We start from the raw sequence: 23,904 nt of genomic DNA, 5'->3' as shown, positions 1-23,904 counted from the left end.
GCGGTGTGCAACAGGTGCGTCAATCGTCGTCGCCGGCCCCCGAGCGGGCCCGTTCGCGCAGCGTCGTCTTGACGACCTTGCCCACGCCGCTGCGGGGCAGCGCGTCGACGAAACGCACCGCCTTCGGGCATTTGAAGCGGGCGAGCCGCGCGCGGCAGGCGTCGAGCAGCGCGTCGCCCGTGACGGTCGCGCCGGGCCGGCGCACCACGAACGCGATCGGCGATTCGCCCCATTTTTCGTCCGGGACGCCGACCACCGCGGCCTCGGCGACGCCGTCCTCGGCGAGCAGCACCCGCTCGACCTCGGACGGATAGATGTTCTCGCCGCCGCTGATGATCAGGTCCTTCAGGCGGTCGATCACATACAGGAAGCCCGCCTCGTCGAGATAGCCGAGGTCGCCCGTCGCGAGCCAGCCGTCGCGCAGCGCGGCGCGGGTCGCGCCGGGGTCGTTCCAGTAGCCCGCGAACACCACCGCGCCCGCGCACTGGATCTCGCCGCATACGCCGGCCGGCAGCGGCGCGCCGGTGTGCGGATCGACGATGCGCAGGCGGTTCAGGAACGCCGCCTTGCCGTGCGAATCGGCCTTGGCGGGGTCCATCGCGGCTTTCCAGAACGTCAGCGCGCCCGTCACCTCGGTCAGGCCGTACACCTGCTGGATGCCGACGCCGAGCGCGGCCCACGCGTCGATCAGCGCGCGCGGCACGGTCGACGCGCCGCACACGATATGCACGAGGCTCGACGGATCGGCGTCGACCTGGGATGCCGCCGCGAGCAGCGCGCTCAGCATCGCGGGCACCAGCATCATCGTGGTGATCCGCTCCCGGCCGATCACGCGCCAGATGGCCGCCGGGTCGAAATCGGGCAGGAAGTACACCATCGTGCCTTTCTGCACGCTGGTCGTGAGCGGCATCAGCCCGCCGATGTGGAACATCGGCGCGACGAGCAGGAAGCGGTGGCTGTCGAACCAGTCGAGCGTGCTGGAGGTGCCGTGCGCTGCCGCGAGGAAATTGTCGTGGGTGAGCATCGCCCCCTTGGGGCGGCCGGTCGTGCCCGAGGTGTACATGATGACCGCGGCGTCGTCGCCGCGCCGCGTGGCGGGCGGGCAGGGCGGCAGCGCGGGCGCGGCGGCGTCGACGAGGTCGTCGAAGCGCGGGTCGCGCGCCGCGTCGCCATGGCAGACCAGCAGGTCGAGCCCGCCGCAGCGCGCGCGCAGCGCCTCGACGGCCGGCGCGAACGCGGCGTCGTAGAACAGCGCCCGCGCGCCGCTGTGGTCGAGCATGTAAGCGAGTTCGTCGACCTGCAGGCGCCAGTTCATGACGACCACGATCGCATCGGCGCGCGATGCGCCGAAGATCGCGGTCGCGAGCGCCGCCGAGTTCTTGCCGTAGACGGCGATGCGGTCGCCGGGCGCGAGGCCCGCCGCGCGCAGCCACGCGGCGAAGCGCGTGCAGCGGCGGTCGACCTCCGCATAGCTGTACCGGTAGTCCGGCCCGACGAAGCCCTCGTGCGTCGGCGCGAGATACGCGCGATGGGCCAGCAAGTCGCTCAGGTTGTAGTTCATCACGGAAATTCCTGGAGACCGGGGGCGAAGGTGCGGGGCGCGCGTGTCGCGGCCCCGCAGGCGGCACGGGCTAGCTCGCCGCCGGGTCGTCGAGCGCCGCGTCGATGCTGTGCTGGAACATCGCCAGCAAGCCTTCCTCGAGGCCAAGCGTATGGTACTCGTTGGCGCCGTTGGCGAGCCCGAGCTGCACGTCCTCGGCGACCGCGAAGTCCTCCAGGTCGAACACCGCGTCGTTCGTATACGTGAAGCGCTTCGCGAGCGCCCGCTGGCCTTCCTCGCCCTCGAACTGCGACGGGCGATAGAGCATCTCGTGGGTCCAGATGGTGCGGTCCGGCGCCTCGGGGTAGAACGCGTTGATCGACACGTAGTCCGGATGCAGGATGAAGAACGTGTTCGGGAACAGCGTGTAGTACACGGAGGCGAAGTCGAGGATCCGGCGTTCGTGCGGATCGGTGTCCAGCAGGTCGAGGAAGTTGGTGCGCGCCGCCGCGAGCCGGATGTGCGGGCCATGCTCGTAGTGCGCGATCACGCCCTTGCGGAACGATTGCGCGAGCGTGGTCCGGTGCAGGTAGGGCACGTGGTAGCCCTCGAGATAGGTCTTGATCAGCAGCTTCCAGTTCGCATGCTTGACGACCTGGGTCTTGCGGAACGACACCAGGTCGCCGAGGCCGAAGTGGTCGAGATCCTCGCCGATCGGCCCGAGATAGGCGTCGAGGTCGAGCGTCGCGCCCGGCGTCGGATGGATCCACACGAGGCCGCCGCGTTCGACCACGGGCAGCGCCTTGAGGTTGAACGCGTCGTGGTCGAGGTCGGGGAAGTTGTAGGATTTCGTCACGCCCTTCAAGCGGCCGTCGAGATCGTAGGTCCAGCCGTGGAACGGGCAGACGAACGCTTTCAGGCACGGCTCGGTGCCGGCCACGAGGCGCGCGCCGCGGTGCCGGCAGGTGTTGAGGAACGCGCGCAGTTCGCCGTTCTTGTTGCGCACCACCACGAACGGAAAGCGCGCCCAGTCGCTGACCAGATAGTCGCCGGGGTTCCGCACGCGGGATGCGTGGCCCGCCACCAGCGGATACGCGCGGAACACCGTGCGCATTTCCTTCGCGAGGATCTCCGGATCGGTGTACTTGCCGACCGGAACCTGAACCACCTTGCCGAGCATGTCCTGGTCGCGCTGCCGCTCATGCAGCGCCTGCAGCGTCCGCAGGGTCTCGACCTGCACTTCGTGTTGCATGTCTCACTCCATGTCTCTGTCACCGCCCGCGTTCGCGGGTCGGCCGCCCCCGTCCGCCCCTCAGGCCGACGGCACCACCGTGCCCTGTGCAAGCGCGCACAGTTTTTCCTCGCCGTCCTTCACCGCATATACTTCGCATTGGCAGACCGCTTGCCGCTTGCCGATGCTGCGCGCCTTGGCACGCGCGATCAGGTGGGTGCCGACCGCCGGGCGCAGGTAGTTGATCTTGAATTCGGCGGTCAGCGCGTCGCCGTTCAGCGCGATGCCGCCCGCGAAGGTGATCGCGTTGTCCGCGAGATAGCTGAGCACGCCGCCATGCACGAAGCCGTGCTGCTGCTTGAGATGGTCTTCGATGGTGACGGTCAGTTCCGCGCTGTCGCTGGTCGCATCGGTCAGCTGAGCGCCGATGTGCTGACTGAAAGGCTGGCTCGCGAAGATTTGTCGCGCCAATACCTGGATGTCGCTCACGTGTCTCTCCTTTGAATGTTTTAGTTAGGCGTTTCGTGCGTGGCCACGGCCGAGAATCGCCAAAATAGATTCTAGGACGGGTGTATTCACAACGTGTCCGGATTTCCGATCATGCAGCGACAGATTCCCGAAACGCGCGACAGCTCGCGCAGGCGGCCGCGGCAATCGCGCGCGCGGCAGACCTCGCTGGCCTTGCAGGAGGCCTTTGTTCGGCTTTTGACCGAACGCGAATACGACGCGATCACGATTCGCGAGATCGTCGGGCTGGCCGGCACGGGGCTCGGCAGTTTCTACGAGTACTTCGCGAGCAAGGAGGATCTGGCGCGCGTCTGCCTGCACCTGCGTTCCAAGCGCGTGCTGACGACCTTGCATGCGCTCCGGATGCCGTTGGCCGGCCTGCCGCTCGACGCCGTGGTTCCGGCCGTCGTGGCCGGCTTGCTCGATGCGCACCGGGACCAGCCCGCGCAGTGGGCCGCGCATTACTTTCTCGAACGCAGGCTGTCCGACGCGCGCGCCTACGCAAGCATGTATGACCGTTTCGTGCGGGAGTGGGCGCAACTGCTCGACGCGGCGGCCGACCTGCGCGGCGGCGCGTCGATGGAGGTGGCGCGCACCTGCCAGACCATCGCCTACGGCATGATCGCCCACGCGCATGTCCGCCAATTCGCGGGCGCGGGCGCCGGCGATGCGATCGATTACGCGGCGCTGACGCAGCACTTGCAGCGCGCCTTGCTCGCGTATCTGAATGCGGCCGCCGCGCCGGCGCCGCCGTTCGTCACGGCGGCGCCGGTCGCCGACGTCGTGTAGCGCGCCGCGCCTATTTCGCGGCGCCGGCCTTCGGCATCAGGTCGACATAGCGTGCATCCGTCAGCGTGCGCAGGAACGCGACGAGGTCGTCGACATCCGTCTCCGTCAACGCGGGCGGCGTGCCGGGCCGGCGGTTCATCGGCGTCGAGTTGACGTTGATGTTGCCGCGATAGGCCGCGGGGACGTCGTCGAAGCCTGGCTTGCCGTGATACCAGCGGGCGGGGTCGGTCGAGCGCGTGTTGTAGAACGCGACCGCGTCGCGCAGCGTGTCGAACACGCCGTTGTGCATGAAGGTCTGCCGCACCGCGACGTTGCGCAGGCCCGGCGTGCGCAGGTAGCCGCACCATTGTGTCGGGTCGGGCCAGCGCAGGCGCGCGGCCGTGTCGCACAGCCCGTTGTCGAAATGGCGCGGGTCGCGGTTCGCCGGCAGCGCGCGGTTGCGCGGCACGGCGATCGCGTCGTAGCCGAAGTCGGTGAACAGCGAGCGCGCCGGCCGGCTCGACGTGTCCGACAGCGCATGACAGCTCATGCAATTGCCCTTGTCCGGATTCTTGAACAACGCGAGCCCGCGCAGCTCGGCCGCCGACAGCGGCGCGCGCCGCGTCAGGTAGGCGTCGAAGCGCGACGTGAAGGGCGCCATCTCGTCGCTCTGCAGGTAGGCCTGCAAGGCCTCGCCGAGCGCGCGCGTCATGCGTTCCGGATCGCGACGCACGGCCGGGCCGAAGCGCGCCGCCAGCGCGGGCGCCAATTCGGTGGCCTCGACCTTGCGCAGCAGCGCGGCGGGCGATGCGTTGTTCATCTCGTTCGGATCGAAAAGCGGGCCGCGCGCCTGCTCGGCGAGCGTATCCGCGCGGCCGTCGCTGAACAGGCCGCCGAACGGCGCGGGCGCGGGGGCGTCGTCGTCCTGGTAGAAATGGCGGCGCGGCACGTAGCGCACGTACAGCAGCGACGGCGCGTTGCGCGCGCTGAAGCGGCCGGGGCGGCTGCCTTCGGGCACGCCGGGGCCCGCCAGCGCGGCCGCCGACAGCGTCGGCGCGAACGCGCGGGCCGGGTCGTGGCAGCCCGCGCACGACATGCCGCGCGGCTCCGACAGGCGCGGATCGAAGAACACCCGCCGGCCGAGCGCGACCAGTGCGGGATCGGGACGGAACACGGCGGCGGTCGCGTCGATCTTCGCCGGCACTTGCGGCGTGCCGTGCCCGATCACGTCGAGCACGCGCTGCGGGGGCGCGCCCGGCAGCAGCACCGTGGTCGCGTCCTTGGCGGCGAGCGCGGTCGCGCCCGCCGCCAGCAGCGCGAGCGCGACGAGCGTGCGCGCTGCCGGGGCGAGACGCGCGCTCATGGCGCGACGAAGCCGGTCTTGTCGCACGCGAGCGTCGTGCCGGACTGGTCGCAGGTCGCGAGCAGCTTGCCCGCCGCCGTGTAGGCCTTGAAGGTCCAGCTGTTGGCCGGCGCGGCGCGCCGCTCCATCATCAGGAACCCGAAGCTGTTGTTGTGCGACAGCCGCTCGATCACCGCGCCCGGCGCGGGCGTGAGATTGGCCGGGAACGGGTCGGGCAGCGCGACGTCGAGGTTGTCGCCGCCGTTGCCGGACACGATCGTCGCCGGATGCCCGGACGAGAAGTTGATCGCCTGGAAATCATGCACGTGGCCATGCAGCGCGACCTGCACGCCGGGCGGGTAGTAGGCCTGCGCGTTGAGGCTCGACATCACCGACTGCAGGGCGAGGTTGCCCGGCGCGGGCGTGCTGCCCGCGATCGGCGCGAACGCGAGGATCGGATGGTGGTTCGTGAAGATCGTCGTGGTCATGCCGGCCTGGCCCGCGAGCCTGGCGACGGCCTGGAACTGCTTCTGGTAGATCTGGAATTGCGGATCGCTCGTCTTCAGCGCGGCGCGGCCCACCTTCGCGGTGTCGAACACGATCACCTGCGAACCGCCGCCCAACTGCACCGCGTACGGGTCGGAGTAGTTCGCGCCGGCGTCGTTGGCGGGATCGTCGCACGAGCGCGCGGCGGCATAGGGGCGCGGATCGAGGAAGCGGAACCAGCCCTGGCCCGCGCGCGCGCATTCCTCGTGGTTGCCGCGCACCACGACCCACGGCGCTTTCGCGAGCAGCGGCGCGGCCGGCTTGAACAGGTCGGCCTGCCAGGCATCCCAGCCGTAGCCCCACGGGCTGTCCTTGCAGCCGGCGATGTCGGACGGGCAGGCGTTCTCGCGGTAGTGATAGTCGCCGATGTGCATGACGAGATCGGGGGCGAGATTCGCGACGCTCGCCGCGATCGTCGCGAGCGGCCAGACGCCGCTGTCGTTGCAGGCCTGGAACGCGTTGTCGGCCTTCTTCATCCGGCAGCCGGTGTCCGCGATGATCGCGATCCGCTGCGGCTGCGCCTTCGGCAGCGGCAGCGTGCGGCCGGCCACGCTCACCTGTTGCGCGCCCGCGGGCAGCGTCGCCTCGCAGACCGCGACCGGGAACGCCGACGGCTTCGAATCGGCGGGGTCGCTCGCGGTCGTGCGCAGCGGCACGGTGCCCGCGCCGACCCGCAGGCTCATGCGCGAGACCTGGCCGTCGCGCGTCAGCTGCGGGCAGATCGGGGCCGAGGCGTCGGTCGGGCGATAGGACGTGACGGCGCGCGCGATCGCCTGGTTGCCGTCGCCGATCTCGACCCAGGCGGCCTGGACATGGGTGGCGGCGCTCGCCGCGTCGGGGGGCGGCGTGTCGATGTCGCTCGTACACGCGTACAGCAGGATCGCGCCCGAAAGGGCGACGAGGAAGGCGGCGGTGCTTCGTGGGGTAGGTCGATGCATGGTCGTTCCTGTTGGAAAGACGTAAAAATACGCATGACCGATGTAAGAAATATGAAGCCGCCCCGTAGGGAAATCCCGGGCGCGCGCGGATGGCTCCGCGCGCGCCCGCGGAGTCAGGCGTCGCCGGCCGGGGTCTCCGCGGCCTTGCGCGGTCGCCGCGCGCGCGGCGCGGTCTTGCGCGGGGCCTTGGCGGGCGCGCCTTCCGGCGCGGGCTGGGCCGTGGGGGCGGCGGGCGGCGCGGGTTCGGCGCTCGCCTCGGCGTCGGTCGCGCGGGGCGCGGCGGCCTTGGTCTTCTTCGCGGCGGTCTTGCGCGTCCGCGGGGCTTTCTTGGCGGGGGCCGGCGCATCGACGGCGAGCGGCGCGTCCGCTTGTGCGTCGCCGGCTTCCACGCGGCGCGTCTCGATCTCGACGGGCGCGGCGGGCGCCTCGGTCACGAGCGGCGCGCTCTGCTCGGGAGCGGGCTTGTGCTTGCCCTGGCCCTTGCGGTGGCCCTTCCTGCCCGAGCCGCCGGCCGGCTGCGCCGGCGCGGCGCCCTCGGCCGGCTTCGAGGCGTCGGCCGGGGCCGCGGCGGTTTGCAGCGAGCGGAACACGAAGGTGCCCGACTTGTCGTCGCGGCCGATCTCCAGCAGGCCGCGCGCCTGCGCTTCCTCGAGCAGGTTGCCGAACGCCCGGAAGCCGTAATAGCTCTCGTTGAAGCCGGGCTTGCGGCGCTTGATCGCGCTCTTGAGCACCGACGCCCAGATCTTGCCGCTCTCGCCGCGCTCCGACGCGAGCGCCTCGAAGGTCTCGACCGCGATCGAGATCGCCTCCGCCTTGCGCGCATCGCCGTCGTGCTTGCGCTGCTTGTCGTCGTCGTTGGTGCGCTTGGCGGTCGTGCGCGCTTCCTGCTTGGCGTTCGCGCGCTGCTGCTCGCGCGCGAGGTCGTCGTAGAAAATGAATTCGTCGCAGTTCGCGACGAGCAGGTCCGAGGTCGAATTCTTCACGCCCACGCCGATCACGCGCTTGGCGTTCTCGCGCAGCTTCGAGACGAGCGGCGAGAAATCGGAGTCGCCGCTGATGATGACGAAGGTATCGACGTGCGACTTCGTGTAGCACAGGTCGAGCGCGTCGACGACGAGGCGGATGTCGGCCGAGTTCTTGCCGGACTGGCGCACGTGCGGGATCTCGATCAGCTCGAAGCTCGCTTCATGCATCGAGGCTTTGAAGGTCTTGTAGCGATCCCAGTCGCAATAGGCCTTCTTCACGACGATGCTGCCCTTGAGCAGCAGCCGTTCCAGCACGGGCTTGATGTCGAATTTCTCGAACTTCGTGTCGCGCACGCCGAGCGCGATGTTCTCGAAGTCGCAAAACAGCGCCATGTTGACGCTTTCCTGGGGTAAGGCCATGTGTTCTCCAACCGGTCGCCCGGAGTCGGGCGGAATCTGCATTGCGCACATGATAACGGGTCGCGCCGGCGCGCCTGCCGGTTTTTTGGGCGCGACCGGGCCGCGTGGGCGCCCGGAGGGAGAAAGCCGGGTCAGCCCGCGATGAGCGCGGCCACTTCCCCGATGTCGCTGCCGACCGCCTGATGGCCGCGCGCGCGCCATTCGGCCTGCGACGTGGTGCCGGTCACCGCGCCGATGAAACGCATGCCGGCGGCGTGCGCGGCGCGGGCGTCGACCTCGTGATCGCCGACGTATACGGCGTTTGGCGCGGGCACCGCGAGACGCGCGAGCGCGAGCAGCAGGGCGTCGGGATTCGGCTTGTGGCGCAATACGTCTTCGTGGCCGATGATCAGGCCCACCGAATCGCGCAGCCCGGCGGCGTCCAGAATCGCCTCGATGCGGTGACGGAACTTGCTGGAAACGATCCCGATCTCGACGCCGAGCGCGCGCAGGCGGGCAAACAGCGCGGGCACGTCGGGATAGAAGCGCGTCATCGCCACCATCACCTCGTCGGCGCGTTCGACGAAGCGCCGCGCGAACAACTGCGCGCGCTCGGGATCGTCGTCGTCGGCCAGCATCCGGTAGGTGTCGGGCAGCGGCAGCCCGATCGCGGCGAAGATGCGAGCGTCGCTGACATCGTGGATGCCCAGCTGCGTGAGCGCATGGCGGGTGCATTCGGTTACCGCGGTGGAGGAATCCGCGAGCGTCAGGTCGAAATCGAACAGCACGGCTTGGATGGTCATGGCGCGGCCCGGGAGGCGATGGAGGCATGGGGATGCGGGAGTGTAGCGCGCTCGCGCCGAGCTTTCCAACCCGACCGCAAACCGCTAGGCTTGGCGGCAAATCCAACGCATGCAGGAGACCGACGATGTCCATCCGCTCACTGGCCGCGGCCTGCCTCGCGGCGGCGGCGCTGGCCGCCGGCGTGCCCGCGCGCGCGGCGGACGCCGCGCCGTTCAGGATCGCGGTCTACAACCCGGGCGCGAAAAGCGCGTTTCCGGTGTCCGCATCGATCGTTGAAGGCCGCCGCGAGGTGCTGCTGATCGACGCGCAGTTCCAGCGCAACGACGCGGAGGCGCTCGTCGATCGCTTGAAGGCGAGCGGCAAGACGCTCAAGACGATCTACATCAGCCATCAGGATCCCGACTACTACTTCGGCCTCGATACCGTGACCGCCGCGTTTCCGGACGCGATAGTCGTCGCGACGCCGCAGACGGTGGCCGGCATCCGCGCGCACAAGGACGGCAAGCTCGCGTACTGGGGGCCGATCCTGAAGGACAACGCGCCGCGCACGCTCGTCGTGCCCGCGCCGCTCCACGGCGACACGCTGACGCTCGAAGGCCGCAGGCTGAAGATCATCGGGCTGCGCGGCCCGAGCGCCGGGCGCACGGTGCTGTGGATTCCCGCCTTGCGCGCGGTGGTGGGCGGCGTGCCGATCGCCGCGAACCTGCACGTGTGGATGGCCGACACGCCGACGCCGCAGGCGCGCCGCGCGTGGCTCCGGCAACTGGCGCGGATCGCCGCGCTGAGGCCGACGCTGGTGGTGCCCGGGCATTTCCTGCCGAATCCCGACGGCAGCGAGCCGCACACGCTCGCCGCCGTCGCCTTTACCCGCGACTACGTGCGCGCGTTCGACCAGGAAGCCGCGCGCACGCGGAGCGCGGCGGAGTTGATCGAGGCGATGCGGCGACGCTATCCGAACCTCGGCGACGTCGAGGCGCTGGAACTGGGCGCGAAGGTGGTGAAGGGCGAGATGAAGTGGCCGGCCGAATGACCGCACGCACCGACCCGCCGCCGCAATTCGCCTATCAGGCCGCATACCGCCACCTGCACGCGCTGCTCGACGCGGATGCCGATGCACGGCGGCGGCTGCCGTCGCTGCGCCGGCTTGCCGACGAATTGCAGGTCTCCGTGCCGACGATCCAGTATGCGTACGCACTGCTCGAACGCGAGGGCAAGGTGGTGGCCGTGCCGCGCTCGGGCTACTTTCCGGCCGCCGGGCGGCTGCAACCGGCGTGGCGCGGCGAGAATCGCCTCGACGCCATCTACGTGAACGCGCGGCGGCCGGGCATGCTCGCGCTGTCGAGCGACGCCCCTGCGCTGCTGCTGTCGCTCGATCATCCGCTGCGGGCGGCCGAGCGCATCCTCGCGCGCGAGGATGCGCGCCGGCAGCCGCCGTTTCCCGAGCCGTTCGGCGCGCAGGCGCTGCGTGAGGCGCTCGCGCGGCGTCATGCGGATGCGCCGGCCGGCTGGCGCGCGGCCGACGTGCATATCGCACCCGACTGGCGCGGTGCGCTCGATACGGCGCTCGATGTGCTCGGCCTGGGCGGTTGTGCCGCGCTGGTCGAGATGCCGTGTTCGTGGGCGCTCGTGCGCGTATTGCAGGCGCGCGGGATGCGCATCGTGCCGTTGCCGGTGCGTGGGCGCGGCGCGCTCGATGTCGACGCGGCGGCCGCGTTGCTCGCGCGCGAGCCGATCCGTTGCGCGTTGCTGTCGTCGGGCGTCGGCGTGCCGGGCGGCACCGCGCCGGGCGCGGACGAACAGGCGGCGCTGGCCGCGCTGCTGGCGCGCCGCGGCGTCTGGCTGTTCGAGAACGACCGCTACGGCGATCTTTATTTCGGCGCGGCGCCGTCGCGCTATCGCGACCATGCGGACCCGGAGCGCCTGATCGTGTATTCCGGATTCGACAAGCTGGTCGGCGGCGAGGCCCCGCATGGGTATTTGCTGAGCCGGGGCGACACCGCGCGCAGGCTCGACGGCGCGTGGCTCGCGCGCGCGTTCCGCAGCGCGCCGCTGCGCGAGCGCGCGCTCGCGCGGCTCATCGAGACGGGCAAGCTCGCGCATCACGCGGGCCGGCTGCGTCATGCGCTCGCCGACCGGATGACGCGCATGCACGCGCTGCTGCGCGCCGAGGCGGCGGACCTGTTCGAGATCACGCCGCCGCGCGGCGGCGCGGCGTTCTGGCTGCCCGCGCGCGATGCCGGCATCGACATGGGGCGGGTCTGCGACACGTTGCTCGCGCAACGGATCGTGATTGCCCCGGGCGAGGTGTTCGGCACGGACGGCGCGTTTCGCCATTGCCTGCGGCTGTCCTACACCGTCGATTGGTCGAGCGACATCGGCGGGGCGATCCGCGCGTTGGCCTCGGCCGTGCGCACGCAGGCGCGCGCGGCGCGCTGAGCGTCATTCCGTCGTGGGGCGCACGCCGAAGCAGTGACGCAACTCGGGGAACGCGCCGCCTCGCACCTCATCGGCGAACGCGGCTGCGGCATCGCGGATCAGCGCCGCCACGTCCGCGTACTGTTTCGCGAAGCGCGGCGGCGCGTCGCCGCTCAGGCGCAGGATGTCTTCCGTGACCAGCACCTGACCGTCGCACGCGGGCGACGCGCCGATGCCGATCGTCGGTGCGCGCGATTCGAGCGTGATCGCGCGCGCGACCGGCTCCGCGATGCCTTCCAGCACCAGCGCGAACGCGCCGGCGTCGTCGTGCGCGCGCGCATCGGCGCGGAGCCGTTCCGCGGCCGCGTCGCCGAAGCCCTGCGCCTTGAAGCCGCCCAGCGCGTGCAGATACTGCGGCATCAGGCCGAGATGGGACATCACCGGGATGCCGCGCTCGACGAGGAAGCGCACGGTGGGCGCGAGCGCGCTGCCGCCTTCGAGCTTGACGGCCGAGGCGCCCGAGCCGGCGATCAACTGCGCGGCGTGGCGGTACGCCTGCTGCGGCGATTCCTGGTAGGTGGCGAACGGCAGGTCGACCACCACGCAGGCCTGCCGGGTGGCGTCGACCACCGCGCGCGCATGCGCGCTCATCTGCGCGAGCGTGATGTCGAGCGTGGTCGGGCGGCCGTACGCGACCATCGCGGTCGAATCGCCGACGAGGATCACGTCGACGAACGGATCGATCAGTTCCGCGACGGGCTTCGAATAGGCGGTCAGCGACACGATCTTGCGGGCGCCCTTGAGCGCGGCGATGGCGGGAATGGTCAGGCGGGACGGGGATCGATGCAGGCTCATGGCAGGTTCGCGGGGAATCGGAAAGAAGACGACCCGCTCATGGTAGGGCGCGCGCGCCGCCGATCCCATGCACAGCGGCGCGCGTAAAACCTGTACAGCGCGCGGTCGCGCGTCAGCCGCGCGGGCGGCGCAGCCGGCTGATCGCCCGCCACGCGCAGCCGGCGCTCGTGGCCGCGATGCCGGCGAACACGATCAGCACGCCGAGCCCGAAGCCGGGCGGCATCTCGCCCGAATCCGGCGACGCCGGCGGGGCGAACGCCATCAGGCCGCTGCCCGCGACGATCAGCGCGATGCAGGCGAGCCAGTAGAGCCGTCCGCGCGGACGCGCGCAGGCCTGGTACAGCGCGCAGCCGAGCCCGAACAGGTACAGCAGCGCGAGGGCGCCGAGCGCGATCAGGTCGGTGGCGGATTGGGTGGTTGAGGCGAGGGCGGAGGTCATGGCGAAGCGAGGAAACGGAACACGTCGCGACAGTATCACAGCGATTCCGACGCAATACCGGCGACATGCCGCGTGCGGACCATCCCAAGATGGCCCCACGTCACGCAGGGTTGTACGCGATCGCGCGGACCTGTCTAGAATCACCGGTTTCCGACCCCGAGGGCAACACGATGGCAACCGAGTTTGATCCGGCCGCATTGGCCGGCCGTCTGGACCGTATATTCGAGACTGCGCTGCGCGAGCGTCGCATCGTGGGCGCGGTCGCGATCGTCGCGCGACAAGGCGAGGTGGTGTATCGCCGTGCGCATGGGCACGCGGAACGCGAGACCGGGCGGCCGATGCGCGAGGACACGCTGTTCCGTCTCGCCTCGGTCACCAAGCCCTTCGTGGTGGCCGCGGTGCTGCGGCTCGCCGCCGAACGGGTGCTGACGCTCGACGATCCCGTGACGCGCTGGCTGCCCGGCTTCGCGCCGACTTTGCCCGACGGTCGCGCGCCGACGCTGACGGTGCACCAGCTGCTCACGCACACGGCCGGTCTCAGCTATGGCCTGCTCGAAGCGCATGACGGGCCGTACCATCGGCTCGGCGTGTCCGACGGGCTCGATCTCGCGGACGTCGATCTCGCCGAGAACCTGCGCCGGCTCGCCGCCGCGCCGCTCGCGTTCGCGCCCGGAGAGGGCTGGTGCTATTCGCTGGCGCTCGACGTGCTGGGCGCGGTGCTCGAACGCGCGACGGGCGTCGCGTTGCCGCAGGCGATCGAGCGGCTGGTCGGCGCGCCGCTCGGCCTGGCCGATATCGGCTTCGTCGCGCCGGCCGACTTCGCGCCGCGTTTCGCGGCCGCCTACGCGAACGCCGAGCCGGAGCCGGTCGCGATGACCGAGAACCAGGACGTGCCGCTGCCGGAAGGGCATGGCGTCGCGGTGCGCTTCGCGCCGTCGCGCGTGTTCGAGCCGTCCGCGTTTCCGTCGGGCGGCGCGGGCATGTATGGCACGGCCGATGCCGTGCTGGGTCTGCTCGACGCGTTGCGCACGGGCGGCGACGGCTTCCTGCCCGCCACGCTGATCGAGGCGGCGCGCACCGATCACGCGCCCGGCGCGGACACGCGCGGGCCCGGCTGGGGCTTCGGCTATGCAGGGGCGGTGCTGTCCGATCCGGCGCTCGCCGATTCGCCGCAGAGCGCGGGCACGGTGCAATGGGGCGGGGTGTATGGCCAGAGCTGGTTCATCGATCCCGCGCAAGAGCTGACCGTGGTGCTGCTGACCAATACCGCTTATGAAGGAATGTCGGGACCGTTGACGCTCGAAGTGCGCGATGCGGTGTATCGCGGGGATTGACGCGCCGACGCGCCGACGCGCCGACGCATGACAGGCGGGCGCGGCCGGCGATGCGGCCGCGCCCGGCCATGTCAAGGCTGGCCGTCCGCGCCGGCGTGGCCGGGCGCGCGGTTCAGCAGATGGGTGCGCCGGTCGGCGGCGAGCGACACGTAGCGCTCGTACTGGCGCAGCACGTCGGCGATCACCTCGTCGCCGTGCAGGTACTCGATGTCGTAGCCGAGCCGGCCGTCTTCGAAGAACGTGACGACCTCGTGGATGTGCGCGCGCCGCGCTTCCGGCTCGGCCGCCTCGCGCACCAGGAACGCGGGCGCGGACTTGTGCGCGACCCGCGCGCCGTACACGAAGTCGCGCTGGTCGGGCGTCGGCACGGTGAGGCGCACCGTGTTGTCGTCGTCGCGCTGCACGCTCGCATCGACGCCGCGCGCGCGCAGTTCGTCCGCCACCTTGCGCAGGGCCGGCAGCACGATCTCGGCGATGAACTGCCGCGCTTCCGTCTCGGTGGTCTGCCGCAGGATGTGCGACAGCCGGTGACGCCAGTGCTGGCCGGTCCAGAAGTTCGTGGCGGGCGCCATGTCCTGCGAATAGTGCGCATGGTCGGCCATCAGGCCGCGCCACAGCCCATAGCAGAGCGCCAGCATGATCAGCGCGACCGGCAGCGCGGCGATCAGCGTCATCGCCTGCAACGCCTTCAACCCGCCCGCGACCAGCAGCACCGCCGCCGTGACGCCGAGCAGCGCGGCCCAGAACAGCCGCTGCCAGACGGGCGAATGCGTGGCGCCGCGCGTGGCGATCGCGTCGATCACGAACGCGCCGGAATCGGCCGAGGTCACGAAAAACACCGCGATCAGCAGGATCGCGACGATCGACAGCCACTGCGACAAGGGCAGGTACTCGAAGAAACGGAACAGCAGCGCGTCGACCGAGCCGGCCGTCTGCGCGAGCGCGCCGGCGGCCACGTGCGTGTCGAGCCAGATCGCGCTGTTGCCGAACACGGTCATCCAGACGAGATTGAACGCGGTGGGCACGAGCAGCACGCCGACCACGAACTGACGAATGGTGCGGCCGCGCGAGATGCGCGCGATGAACATGCCCACGAACGGCGACCACGACACCCACCATGCCCAGTACAGGATGGTCCAGCCGCCGAACCAGCCGGCCTCGCGCGGCGGCGCGTAGGCGTAGGTGCGGAACGACAGCTCGACGAGGTTCGACAGGTACTGGCCGACGTTGTCGGCGAACGCGCCGAGCAGGAACGCGGTCGGGCCGGCCACCACGACGAACGCGAGCAGCAGGAACGCGATCATCAGGTTCAGCTCGGACAGCCGCCGCACGCCCTTGTCGAGCCCGCTCGCGGCGGACAGGCCGGCGAGCAGCACGACGAGCGCGATCAGGCCGACGCGGAACAGGTTGCCCGAGGTATCCCAGCCGGCCACCGTATGCAGTCCCGCGCTGATCTGCAGCACGCCGTAGCCGAGCGTGGCCGCGATCCCGGCCACCGTGCCGACCAGCGCGAACGCGTCGACCGCGTGGCCGATCCAGCCGTTCACGCGTTCGCGCAGCACAGGATAGAGGCCCGAGCGCAGCGTCAGCGGCAGGTTGTAGCGGAAGCCGAAATAGGCGAGCACGAGGCCCATCACGCCGTAGATCGCCCACGCGTGGAAGCCCCAGTGGAAGAAGGTCATCAGCATCGCCTCGCGCGCCGCCGCGGGCGTGCCGCCCTCGACGGTCGGCGGCTTCAGGAAATGCTGCATCGGTTCGCCGACGCCGAAGTACATGAGGCCGATGCCCATGCCGGCCGCGAACAGCATCGCGGTCCACGACATGAAGCTGAATTCGGGCTCGGCGTCGTCGGGACCGAGCTTGATGTCGCCGAAGCGGCTCGCGGCGATCAGCACGAGGAAGATCAGGAAGGTCGTGACGGCGAGCACGTAGAACCAGTCGAAATGGCCGATCACCCATTGCTGGCCGGTGCTGAACAGCGCGCCGGCCTCGTCGGGGCGCAGCGTGCACACGACAAGCAGCGCGCCGATCACGGCGAGTGATGGAATCACGACGGCCGCCTTGAAGGTCGTGCGTGGTGCGGGAGGGGTTTGGGACATGGCGTTGGCATCCAGGGAAAGGGCATCACTGGGCGAGGCACCGCTGCGCCGGCGGGGTGCGCCGGCAAGCCCGAATGCGGCGGGCTCGTGTGATGTTACCCGGTGGAACGGCTGCAAGGGGGCAATGCAGGAGGGTAGGTCAGCTGACGAATTGTAAGCTATCGACTCCGCAGCCGGATATTTCTCCGCACAACGCAACAACGCAACTGCGGCCATCCCGTCGGTGAGGCGGGATGGCCGCAGTGCGCATGCCGCTCAGTTCGACGTCGCGGCGCTCACCGCGGCCTTTGCATCGAGGATCCCCGCGCCCGGCGGCAAGGCGCTGCATGTCGCGGTGGCGGCGACGGGCGACGGACGGGCCGTGGCCGCGAGCTTCCGCGCGATCTGCGCGGGCGTCAGCGTCGGGTTCATCGACAGCATCAGCGAGATCACGCCCGCCACCTGCGGCGCGGCGAGGCTCGTGCCTTGATCGGTCGCGTAGGTGTCCGCCGCCGGCGAGGTGGTGCCCGCGTTCGAGGTCGACAGGATGGCGGTGCCCGGCGCGCTCAGGGTGATCAACGGGCCGAAGTTGCTGTAATACGCGCGGCGGCCGGTGTTGTCGGTCGCGGCGACGGCGATCACGCCCTTGCAGTTCGCGGGACGATCCTGCGAGGTCAACAGCCCGTCGTTGCCGGCCGCGACCACCACGCTCACGCCGACCGCATTGACGTCGTTGATCGCCTGCTGGAACGTGCTGCCGCACGGGCCGGTGCCGCCGAGGCTCAGGTTGATGACCTTGGCCGGATGCGTGTTGTTCGGCACGCCGGCGACCGGGATCCCGGCGGCCCAGCGCATGGCGTCCGTGATGTCGCTGTCGACGCCGCCGCACTTGCCGAGCACGCGCACCGGCAGGATCTGGCTGTTCCAGTTCACGCCCGCGATGCCGATGCCGTTGTTGGCCGATGCGCCGATGATGCCGGCCACCTTGGTGCCGTGCCATTTGCTGTTGTGCGGCGGCTCCTTGCAGTAGCGAAACGGGCCGGTCGGATCGTTGATTTCGGCCTGCGTGACCCAGTCGCCCGGATCGGTGGCGTCCGGGCCGCGCGTCTTGCCGTTGTTGCTGGTCGCGACGCTCGTGATGAAGCTGTAGCCGGGCAGCAGGTTCGGCGTGATGTCGGGATGCGGGCGGTAGCCGGTGTCGAGCACGGCGGTCACGAGGCCGGGCGCGCCCGTGGTCAGGTTCCAGGCGAGCGGCAGGTCGATGCCGACCGTGGGCGATGTCAGGTTCCATTGTTGCGGGAACATCGGATCGGTCGAGATGGTTCGTGCGAACACGCGGCGGTCCGGTTCCGCGTAGGCGACGTCGGGGTCGGCCGCGAAGGCTTGCGCGAGCGCCGCGGCATCGGTGGCCGCCATCGCGCGGCCGAGCGACAGCAGCGCGGCGCCGTCCGACAGCGTGCGCGCCATCTGCACGGCGGCCGGCTGCGCGGCGCTGGCCGCGTAATTGCGCGCCTGGCTGTTCTGCGCGCTCGGCGCGTTCCAGTTGGTCATCACGCGCTGGATCACGGCGCTGACGCGGGCCGGATCGCCGGCGCTCGCCGCCATGATGCGGGCTCCGGAAGCGGACGACATGGTGGTCGGCTGCAGCTTGATGATCACGTGGTCGACCGGCGCGTCCTGCGTGACGGAACCGGGCGTCGTGCCTGATGAGGGGGACGACGTGGTTTTTGCCGCGCAGGATGCGTTCGAACTCGACGGAACCGAAGTGCTGGGCGCCGGTGCGGTGGGGGCGGGGGCGGGGTAGCCGGCGAGGACGGCGAGGGCGGCGGCGCGCCGTCACCGCCGCCGCCGCAACCGGCGAGGGGAATGAGTACAGAAGCGGAAAGGATGCCTGCGAGCACGCGCGTCCGGCTGGGCCGTGCGGGGGGGAGGTTGAAACTTTTGACGCTCATGTTGCCTCTCGGACTGATGGTTCGAAACCGCTATCCCACGGTCAAGGCGGTCGAGATCCGATGGCACCGGCAGGCCGGAAGCGTCCTCGTATTCGTTCGCAGTCCGACACGCGGCATGGATCTTTCCCATGTCCCCGTCGAATTCGGCGCTGCTTTGCGAGGACCATGAATTGGGGTAACGGCGTCCTTTAGCAATTCTTAATGGTTGAACGAAAATGATTTGAATGAAATTTTTTTCGAGGGCACCCGACCGATGTGAATCGGACCTGAAGTTGGATCGCAATTATTTTTTTGTTGAGATTGGTTGACAATCAAGCCGCGCATTGCTGTCCGATATGGTGGTAAGGACATGCCAGATGTACCGTGCGTCGGGCGATGGGCAGCGCGAGATCAACTCGGATCGGAAGCAGCGCGATTCAGCGCGCCGCATCGGGCGTCGCGACGTTTCGTACGAGCGCAGAGGGATGCGCCAATGGGCGCGACGGCTTCACCAGAGATTGCGGCGAGCATGTGAGGCGGCATCAACGCGACACGAGGCCCCGGGACCTGTCGCGATCCCGGCGCCGCAGCAGCGCCTCGCGGTATTCAGGCGACGGTATGGGTTTCTGATCGTCGATTAGCATAATTGGCAAGCAATTTCGGTTTAATTTTTAGTTTTCTTGTATATAAGCGTCGCTGAATATTTTGATATTTGTCTCGATGTGTGTGCGTCCGACGTCAACGAGTGAACACGCGTCCGTGATTGCGATAGCGTTATCTCCAAGTCGCGCTTCGCGTACGGCGGGCTCCTTCGCGCGTCATGCCTGAAACACGCAAGCGTTGATGGTTCTCAAGCCTTTTTGCTCATGATCAGGCATACCCGATGCGAGATGCCGGTTGTCCGTGTGGAATGCGGGCATGGCGCACACGAAGTCTTTGACAGGGTACGGCCACACCATCCGAGAGGACCGGCCATGCCGCTTACCCGCACGTTCACGCTGAACGGTGCGTCACTGAGCACCCTGGAATGCCTCGGCATCGCGGGCGTTCGTCGCGGCGCTTTTCGTCTCCGTCCAGCCGGGCCGACAGGACGTGGCGAAGGGTGCACGGCCGTCAACAAGCTCGCCGCGAGGCTGCGCGCGCGGGGCGCAGCGATTCCGGTTCCTGGCGCCGCGATGAAGGCCGATGCCATCATCGAGGTGCGGTCATGAAAATCGCGCGGTTCGCCCTTAACGTCTTCGCAACACTCGCGATCGGCTATGCGCTTTCGCGCTGGATCGACCGGTTGCCGTACGAATTCCCGCCGCTGCCCGCGACAATCACGGCGGCCATGAGCGCGCTCGGCATCGACACGATTGCCCATGCCGACGCCATCGAAGCAAGCGGCTTGCTCGTCATCATCGCGGCATCGCTCGCCGTCGCCGCGCTGCTCGTCCGGGTCGCAAATCGGCTCTTCGTGCATCGGCGGCGCGCATGGAAGAGGCGGTCTGAAGGAACAGTCGTACCTCGATGCGGTCTTTCGTCCATGCTCCGGTCCCGGAAGAACCGCCAATCCTGACGCGACGCGTGAACACGTGTCTCTCGGTGGGCCGTCGTTCGACCTCGCCTCACCATCAGTCGGCGTGAAGCTCGACGCGAACCTGCTCAGGCGAGTTTTTCACGTCCGTCGCAGCGTGTTGCGCGCACGAAATCGCCGGTCTCGCGCATCGCGGCTTGAATGTCGGCTGGCCGTTCCCCGCCCGGTTCGACCTCTTCCGCGTTCATTCCCCGGCCGCAGCCCCCACCAGACCCGCCCCCAGCCATCCGTACTTTCCCGACCCACTCCGCGATGAAAATTTATTTTTTTCTTTTCGGAATTTGTGTAAATTAACTTTCATTCAGATTTCGCCGCGCCGCTCCCATGCCTCATCTCCCTCCGCCCGGGTCAGCTGACATCGAGTCTGCGATCTCAGTCCGGATCGCCGCCGTGCTGTCGTCGCTCACGCCGATTCATCGGCGCATGGGCGAATACGTGCTGGCCAATCCGTTCCGCGCCGCGACCATGCACATCGACGAGCTGGCGAACGCGGTCGGCGCGTCGGTCGCGACCGCGAACCGGTTCGCGCGCGCGCTCGGCTTCGACGGTTATCCCGCGCTGCGCGCGGCGCTCGTGCGCGGCTTCGAGGCCACGCTCGCGCCGGTCGAGCGCCTGCGTTCCGCGCAGGAGCAGGAGGCCGCGATGCGCGGCGGCGAACTGATCGACGCCGCGTTCACGCAAGCCGTCGCCAACCTCGAACGCACCCGCGCCCAGCTCGAACGCGCGCACGTCGAGGCCGCGGTCGATGCGATCCTCGCCGCGCGCCGCATCTTCATCCTGGGCGCGGGCGCGAGCGGCTTTCTCGCCGGCCTGATGGAGCACGCGCTGTCGGTGTGCCATGACCACGTGCAATCGCTCGCGATGGTGGGCGGCCCGACCAACGCGGCGCGCCGGCTGTTCAGCGCCGGGCCCGGCGACCTGGTGATCGCGATCGCCTTCCCGCGCTATGTGCGCGACACGGTCGAATTCGCCCGCCGCGCCGCCGCGCAGGGCGCGACGGTGCTCGCGCTGACCGACGGCCCCGCGTCGCCGCTCGCGCCGTTCGCCTCGCTGTCGCTGTACGTGACGGCCGAGCGCCGGCTCGCCGCCACCTCCGAGGCCGCCGTGCTGACGCTGATCGAGGCGCTCGTCGATGCGGTCGCGCATCGCGCGCGCCGTTCGGCGCAGGCCGCCGCCGACATGACCGAATTCGTGCTGCCGTGGCTCGTTGCGCCGCAACCGGCAGCCGCTCCTTCACCCCGCAATCCCTCCCGTTCGAAAAAAACATGAATCCGACCGCTGTCGTAGCGATCCACGGCGGCGCAGGCACGATCCTGCGCCAGGCGATGAACACCGAGACCGAGGCGCGCTATCGCGCCGAGCTGAATGCGATCCTGGCCGCCGCGCAGGCCGTGCTGGCCGACGGCGGCAGCGCGCTCGACGCGGTCAGCGTCGCGGTGCGCCTGCTCGAGGACTGCCCGCTCTTCAATGCCGGGCACGGCTCGGTCTACACGTCGGAGGGCCGGCACGAACTCGACGCGGCGGTCATGGACGGCGCGACGCTCGCGGCCGGCGCGGTGTGCTGCGTGACGCGGCTGCGCAACCCGGTGCTCGCCGCGCGGCGCGTGATGGAGGCGAGCGAGCACGTGATGTTCTCGGGCGCGGGCGCGGAGGCGTTCGCCGCCGCGCAAGGCCTGGACCTGGTGGAGCCGGACTATTTCGCGACCGAGTTCCGCCGCGAGCAGTGGCTCAAGGCGCGCGACGCGAGCACCGCGCTGCTCGACCACGATGCGTCCACGCTCGCGTTCACGCAGGGCCGGCGCGCGCCGGAGCCGCTCGATCCGGATCGCAAGCACGGCACGGTCGGCGCGGTCGCGCTCGATCGTCACGGCCACCTGGCCGCCGCGACCTCGACGGGCGGCATCACCAACAAGCAGCCGGGGCGCGTCGGCGACACGCCGATCATCGGCGCGGGCTGCTATGCGAGCGACGCGACCTGCGCGGTGTCGGCGACCGGCACGGGCGAGATGTTCATCCGCCTCGCCGCCGCCTACGACATCGCGGCGCAGATGGACTATCGCGGCGCGTCGCTGCACGACGCCGCGCACGACGTGGTGATGAACAAGCTGCCGCGCATCGACGGGCGCGGCGGCGTGATCGCGATCGACCGGCTCGGCCGGGTGGCGATGCCGTTCAACACGGAGGGGATGTACCGCGGTTACGCGCGGGTGGGCGAGGCGCCCGTCACCGCGATCTATCGCGACGAGGCGGCCTGACCGGCAGGCCGAACAGGAGGAGACCCAGACATGAACAACAACCGAGCCGCCGCCCCGAACCTGCCCGACGCCCGCGTGATCGCGGTCGACGATCTGTCGGTGCGGTTTCGCCGCGAGGGCGTCGCGTTCGACGCGGTGCGCCACCTGTCGTTCCACGTCGATCGCGGCGAGACGCTCGCGATCGTCGGCGAATCGGGTTCGGGCAAGTCGGTCACGTCGCTCGCGCTGATGCGGCTCGTCGAGCACGGCGGCGGCGCGATCACGGGCGGCGCGATGCATCTGCGCCGGCGCGGCGGCGCGCTGCTCGATCTCGCGCGGGCGTCGTCGGCGACGATGCGCACGGTGCGGGGCGCGGACGTCGCGATGATCTTCCAGGAGCCGATGACCTCGCTGAACCCGGTGTTCACGGTCGGCGACCAGATCAGCGAGGCGATCGCGCTGCACCAGGGCAAGTCCGCCGCCGAGTCGCGCGCCGAGACGCTGCGCCTGCTCGATCTGGTGCGGATCCCCGAGGCGCGCCGCGTGTTCGCCCGCTATCCGCACCAGCTGTCGGGCGGCATGCGGCAGCGCGTGATGATCGCGATGGCGCTGTCCTGCAAGCCCGCGCTGTTGATCGCGGATGAGCCCACCACCGCGCTCGACGTGACGATCCAGGCGCAGATCCTGCAACTGATCCGCGGGCTGCAGGACGAGATGGACATGGGCGTGATCTTCATCACGCACGACATGGGCGTGGTGGCCGAGGTCGCGGATCGCGTGCTCGTCATGTATCGCGGCGAGAAGGTCGAGGAGGGGCCGGCCGACGCGTTGTTCGCCGCGCCCGCGCACACCTACACCCGCGCGCTGCTCGCCGCGGTGCCGCGGCTCGGCGCGATGCGCGGCACCGAGTCGCCCGCCAAGTTTCCGCTGTTGCGCGCCGAAGTGGCCGGCGCGGCGCCGGCCGAGGCGGGCGCGGCGCAGCCGGCCGTCGACCGCGACGCGCCGCCGATCCTGCGCGTGCGCGATCTCGTCACGCGCTTTCCGGTCAAGAGCGGCCTGCTCGGGCGCGTGTCGCAATACGTGCACGCGGTCGAGCGGGTCAGCTTCGAGCTGCGCGCGGGCGAGACGCTCGCGCTGGTGGGCGAGTCCGGCTGCGGCAAGTCGACCACCGGGCGCTCGCTGCTGCGGCTCGTCGAGAGCCAGAGCGGCTCGATCGAATTCGACGGCCGCGAGATCAGCGCGATGAAGGGCGCGGAGCTGCAGGCGCTGCGCCGCAATATCCAGTTCATTTTCCAGGATCCGTTCGCGTCGCTGAATCCGCGCATGACGGTCGGCTTCTCGATCATGGAGCCGCTGCTCGTGCACGGCGTCGCGAGCGGCCGGGCCGCCCAGCAGCGGGTCGACTGGCTGCTCGAACGCGTGGGCCTGCCCGCCGACGCGGCGCGCCGCTATCCGCACGAATTCTCCGGCGGCCAGCGCCAGCGGATCGCGATCGCGCGCGCGCTCGCGTTGAATCCGAAGGTCGTGATCGCGGACGAGTCGGTGTCGGCGCTCGACGTGTCGGTGCAGGCGCAGATCGTCAACCTGATGCTCGACCTGCAGCGCGAGCTGGGCGTCGCCTATCTGTTCATCTCGCACGACATGGCGGTGGTCGAGCGCGTCAGCCATCGGGTCGCGGTCATGTATCTCGGCCAGATCGTCGAGATCGGCCCGCGCAGCGCGGTGTTCGAGGCGCCGCGCCATCCCTATACGAAGAAGCTGATGAGCGCGGTGCCGGTGGCCGACCCCGCGCGCCGCCATGCGCCGCGCGTGCTGGCCGCCGACGAGATCCCGAGCCCGATCCGCGCGCTCGGCGACGAGCCGGTGGTCGCGCCGCTCGTCGCGGTCGGCCCGGATCACTACGTGGCCGAGCACCGCATCGGCGGCGCGTACTGAGCGTGCCCGCCCCGTACGCCCTACAACAACCCGTTGCCGCACGACGGCATGTCCATTTCCAGACCGC

Annotated in this window: 18 protein-coding genes and 2 pseudogenes; 9 read left to right on the top strand and 11 right to left on the bottom strand. The window is 69.9% G+C overall.

The features are described 5' to 3' along the window. Positions 1 to 19: 19 nt before the first annotated feature. From Bsp3421_RS12305 to Bsp3421_RS12295, 3 genes are all read right to left on the bottom strand, one after another. Positions 20 to 1,561, bottom strand: coding sequence for a class I adenylate-forming enzyme family protein (locus Bsp3421_RS12305; RefSeq protein WP_273996236.1), 1,542 nt, complete (start codon positions 1,559 to 1,561; stop codon positions 20 to 22). 70 nt (positions 1,562 to 1,631) lie between these two features. Continuing rightward, positions 1,632 to 2,792: an aromatic ring-hydroxylating oxygenase subunit alpha gene (locus Bsp3421_RS12300; RefSeq protein ID WP_273996235.1), complete on the bottom strand. Its 1,161-nt coding sequence runs from the start codon at positions 2,790 to 2,792 to the stop codon at positions 1,632 to 1,634. Positions 2,793 to 2,852: 60 nt separating this feature from the next. Continuing rightward, entirely contained in the window at positions 2,853 to 3,260 is a 408-nt protein-coding gene (locus tag Bsp3421_RS12295; RefSeq protein ID WP_273996234.1) for a PaaI family thioesterase, read from the bottom strand. A 111-nt stretch (positions 3,261 to 3,371) separates the two neighbouring features. On the opposite strand from Bsp3421_RS12295, the gene Bsp3421_RS12290 reads away from it, so the two are divergent. After that, a complete protein-coding gene (locus Bsp3421_RS12290) occupies positions 3,372 to 4,067 on the top strand; it encodes a TetR/AcrR family transcriptional regulator (RefSeq protein WP_273996233.1) in 696 nt (231 codons plus the stop codon). A 10-nt stretch (positions 4,068 to 4,077) separates the two neighbouring features. Here the strand turns inward: Bsp3421_RS12290 and Bsp3421_RS12285 are convergent, their stop codons facing one another. The 4 genes from Bsp3421_RS12285 to Bsp3421_RS12270 form a co-directional block, all read right to left on the bottom strand. Continuing rightward, entirely contained in the window at positions 4,078 to 5,409 is a 1,332-nt protein-coding gene (locus Bsp3421_RS12285) for a cytochrome-c peroxidase (RefSeq protein ID WP_273996232.1), read from the bottom strand. Then, positions 5,406 to 6,872, bottom strand: coding sequence for a metallophosphoesterase family protein (locus tag Bsp3421_RS12280; protein WP_273996231.1), 1,467 nt, complete (start codon positions 6,870 to 6,872; stop codon positions 5,406 to 5,408). Before Bsp3421_RS12280 ends, Bsp3421_RS12285 begins: the two co-directional genes overlap by 4 nt. Positions 6,873 to 6,985: 113 nt before the next feature. Continuing rightward, positions 6,986 to 8,230 (bottom strand): NYN domain-containing protein, encoded by a 1,245-nt coding sequence (locus tag Bsp3421_RS12275; RefSeq protein ID WP_273998368.1) that lies wholly within the window; start codon positions 8,228 to 8,230, stop codon positions 6,986 to 6,988. Positions 8,231 to 8,388: 158 nt separating this feature from the next. Then, on the bottom strand, positions 8,389 to 9,039 hold the full coding sequence (locus Bsp3421_RS12270; RefSeq protein WP_273996230.1) for an HAD family hydrolase: 651 nt from the start codon (positions 9,037 to 9,039) through the stop codon (positions 8,389 to 8,391). Positions 9,040 to 9,164: 125 nt separating this feature from the next. Here Bsp3421_RS12270 and Bsp3421_RS12265 point away from each other — a divergent pair. Both Bsp3421_RS12265 and Bsp3421_RS12260 read left to right on the top strand, forming a co-directional pair. Beyond that, positions 9,165 to 10,061 (top strand): annotated as a pseudogene (locus Bsp3421_RS12265) (MBL fold metallo-hydrolase); the annotation flags it as partial. A 5-nt stretch (positions 10,062 to 10,066) separates the two neighbouring features. Next, positions 10,067 to 11,476, top strand: a complete 1,410-nt coding sequence (locus Bsp3421_RS12260) for an aminotransferase class I/II-fold pyridoxal phosphate-dependent enzyme (RefSeq protein WP_273996228.1) — start codon at positions 10,067 to 10,069, stop codon at positions 11,474 to 11,476. A gap of 3 nt (positions 11,477 to 11,479) precedes the next feature. Here the strand turns inward: Bsp3421_RS12260 and panB are convergent, their stop codons facing one another. Next, positions 11,480 to 12,310: a 3-methyl-2-oxobutanoate hydroxymethyltransferase gene (panB, locus tag Bsp3421_RS12255; protein ID WP_273996227.1), complete on the bottom strand. Its 831-nt coding sequence runs from the start codon at positions 12,308 to 12,310 to the stop codon at positions 11,480 to 11,482. A 112-nt stretch (positions 12,311 to 12,422) separates the two neighbouring features. Continuing rightward, complete coding sequence (locus Bsp3421_RS12250; RefSeq protein ID WP_273996226.1) at positions 12,423 to 12,749, bottom strand: hypothetical protein; 327 nt, start codon at positions 12,747 to 12,749, stop codon at positions 12,423 to 12,425. Positions 12,750 to 12,919: 170 nt separating this feature from the next. Here Bsp3421_RS12250 and Bsp3421_RS12245 point away from each other — a divergent pair, with 170 nt between their 5' ends. Next, the gene (locus Bsp3421_RS12245; protein ID WP_273996225.1) at positions 12,920 to 14,083 is read left to right on the top strand and encodes a serine hydrolase domain-containing protein; all 1,164 of its coding nucleotides are present in this window, start codon (positions 12,920 to 12,922) and stop codon (positions 14,081 to 14,083) included. Between the two features lie 71 nt (positions 14,084 to 14,154). Here Bsp3421_RS12245 and Bsp3421_RS12240 read toward each other — a convergent pair whose 3' ends face one another. Beyond that, positions 14,155 to 16,182, bottom strand: a complete 2,028-nt coding sequence (locus Bsp3421_RS12240; RefSeq protein ID WP_273996224.1) for a BCCT family transporter — start codon at positions 16,180 to 16,182, stop codon at positions 14,155 to 14,157. Positions 16,183 to 16,437: 255 nt separating this feature from the next. Next, positions 16,438 to 18,113: pseudogene (locus Bsp3421_RS12235) on the bottom strand (S8 family peptidase). A gap of 953 nt (positions 18,114 to 19,066) precedes the next feature. Between Bsp3421_RS12235 and Bsp3421_RS12230 the strand changes: the two are divergent. The 5 genes from Bsp3421_RS12230 (at position 19,067) to Bsp3421_RS12210 (ending at position 23,837) form a co-directional block, all read left to right on the top strand. After that, positions 19,067 to 19,303 (top strand): hypothetical protein, encoded by a 237-nt coding sequence (locus Bsp3421_RS12230; protein ID WP_273996223.1) that lies wholly within the window; start codon positions 19,067 to 19,069, stop codon positions 19,301 to 19,303. Next, positions 19,300 to 19,650 carry a hypothetical protein gene (locus Bsp3421_RS12225; protein ID WP_273996222.1) on the top strand — a complete coding sequence of 117 codons (351 nt, stop codon included), beginning with the start codon at positions 19,300 to 19,302 and terminating at the stop codon, positions 19,648 to 19,650. Before Bsp3421_RS12230 ends, Bsp3421_RS12225 begins: the two co-directional genes overlap by 4 nt. Positions 19,651 to 19,992: 342 nt before the next feature. After that, positions 19,993 to 20,937: a MurR/RpiR family transcriptional regulator gene (locus tag Bsp3421_RS12220; protein ID WP_273996221.1), complete on the top strand. Its 945-nt coding sequence runs from the start codon at positions 19,993 to 19,995 to the stop codon at positions 20,935 to 20,937. Then, on the top strand, positions 20,934 to 21,923 hold the full coding sequence (locus Bsp3421_RS12215; protein ID WP_273996220.1) for an isoaspartyl peptidase/L-asparaginase family protein: 990 nt from the start codon (positions 20,934 to 20,936) through the stop codon (positions 21,921 to 21,923). Before Bsp3421_RS12220 ends, Bsp3421_RS12215 begins: the two co-directional genes overlap by 4 nt. A 30-nt stretch (positions 21,924 to 21,953) precedes the next feature. Continuing rightward, positions 21,954 to 23,837, top strand: coding sequence for a dipeptide ABC transporter ATP-binding protein (locus tag Bsp3421_RS12210; RefSeq protein ID WP_273996219.1), 1,884 nt, complete (start codon positions 21,954 to 21,956; stop codon positions 23,835 to 23,837). Positions 23,838 to 23,904 lie beyond the last annotated feature (67 nt).

The sequence above is a fragment of the Burkholderia sp. FERM BP-3421 genome (assembly GCF_028657905.1).
Taxonomy (GTDB): Bacteria; Pseudomonadota; Gammaproteobacteria; order Burkholderiales; family Burkholderiaceae; genus Burkholderia.
This window is presented reverse-complemented; position numbering and strand designations above follow the sequence as displayed.

Excerpts from the sequence above, each read along its gene's own strand:
- Bsp3421_RS12300 (WP_273996235.1), bottom strand. The coding sequence starts at position 2,792 with ATGCAACACGAAGTGCAGGTCGAGACCCTGCGGACGCTGCAGGCGCTG.
- Bsp3421_RS12275 (WP_273998368.1), bottom strand. The coding sequence starts at position 8,230 with ATGGCGCTGTTTTGCGACTTCGAGAACATCGCGCTCGGCGTGCGCGAC.
- Bsp3421_RS12220 (WP_273996221.1), top strand. The coding sequence starts at position 19,993 with ATGCCTCATCTCCCTCCGCCCGGGTCAGCTGACATCGAGTCTGCGATC.
- Bsp3421_RS12245 (WP_273996225.1), top strand. The coding sequence starts at position 12,920 with ATGGCAACCGAGTTTGATCCGGCCGCATTGGCCGGCCGTCTGGACCGT.
- Bsp3421_RS12270 (WP_273996230.1), bottom strand. The coding sequence starts at position 9,039 with ATGACCATCCAAGCCGTGCTGTTCGATTTCGACCTGACGCTCGCGGAT.
- Bsp3421_RS12250 (WP_273996226.1), bottom strand. The coding sequence starts at position 12,749 with ATGACCTCCGCCCTCGCCTCAACCACCCAATCCGCCACCGACCTGATC.
- Bsp3421_RS12240 (WP_273996224.1), bottom strand. The coding sequence starts at position 16,182 with ATGTCCCAAACCCCTCCCGCACCACGCACGACCTTCAAGGCGGCCGTC.
- Bsp3421_RS12215 (WP_273996220.1), top strand. The coding sequence starts at position 20,934 with ATGAATCCGACCGCTGTCGTAGCGATCCACGGCGGCGCAGGCACGATC.
- Bsp3421_RS12290 (WP_273996233.1), top strand. The coding sequence starts at position 3,372 with ATGCAGCGACAGATTCCCGAAACGCGCGACAGCTCGCGCAGGCGGCCG.
- Bsp3421_RS12225 (WP_273996222.1), top strand. The coding sequence starts at position 19,300 with ATGAAAATCGCGCGGTTCGCCCTTAACGTCTTCGCAACACTCGCGATC.
- panB (WP_273996227.1), bottom strand. The coding sequence starts at position 12,310 with ATGAGCCTGCATCGATCCCCGTCCCGCCTGACCATTCCCGCCATCGCC.
- Bsp3421_RS12280 (WP_273996231.1), bottom strand. The coding sequence starts at position 6,872 with ATGCATCGACCTACCCCACGAAGCACCGCCGCCTTCCTCGTCGCCCTT.
- Bsp3421_RS12230 (WP_273996223.1), top strand. The coding sequence starts at position 19,067 with ATGCCGCTTACCCGCACGTTCACGCTGAACGGTGCGTCACTGAGCACC.
- Bsp3421_RS12305 (WP_273996236.1), bottom strand. The coding sequence starts at position 1,561 with ATGAACTACAACCTGAGCGACTTGCTGGCCCATCGCGCGTATCTCGCG.
- Bsp3421_RS12210 (WP_273996219.1), top strand. The coding sequence starts at position 21,954 with ATGAACAACAACCGAGCCGCCGCCCCGAACCTGCCCGACGCCCGCGTG.
- Bsp3421_RS12260 (WP_273996228.1), top strand. The coding sequence starts at position 10,067 with ATGACCGCACGCACCGACCCGCCGCCGCAATTCGCCTATCAGGCCGCA.
- Bsp3421_RS12285 (WP_273996232.1), bottom strand. The coding sequence starts at position 5,409 with ATGAGCGCGCGTCTCGCCCCGGCAGCGCGCACGCTCGTCGCGCTCGCG.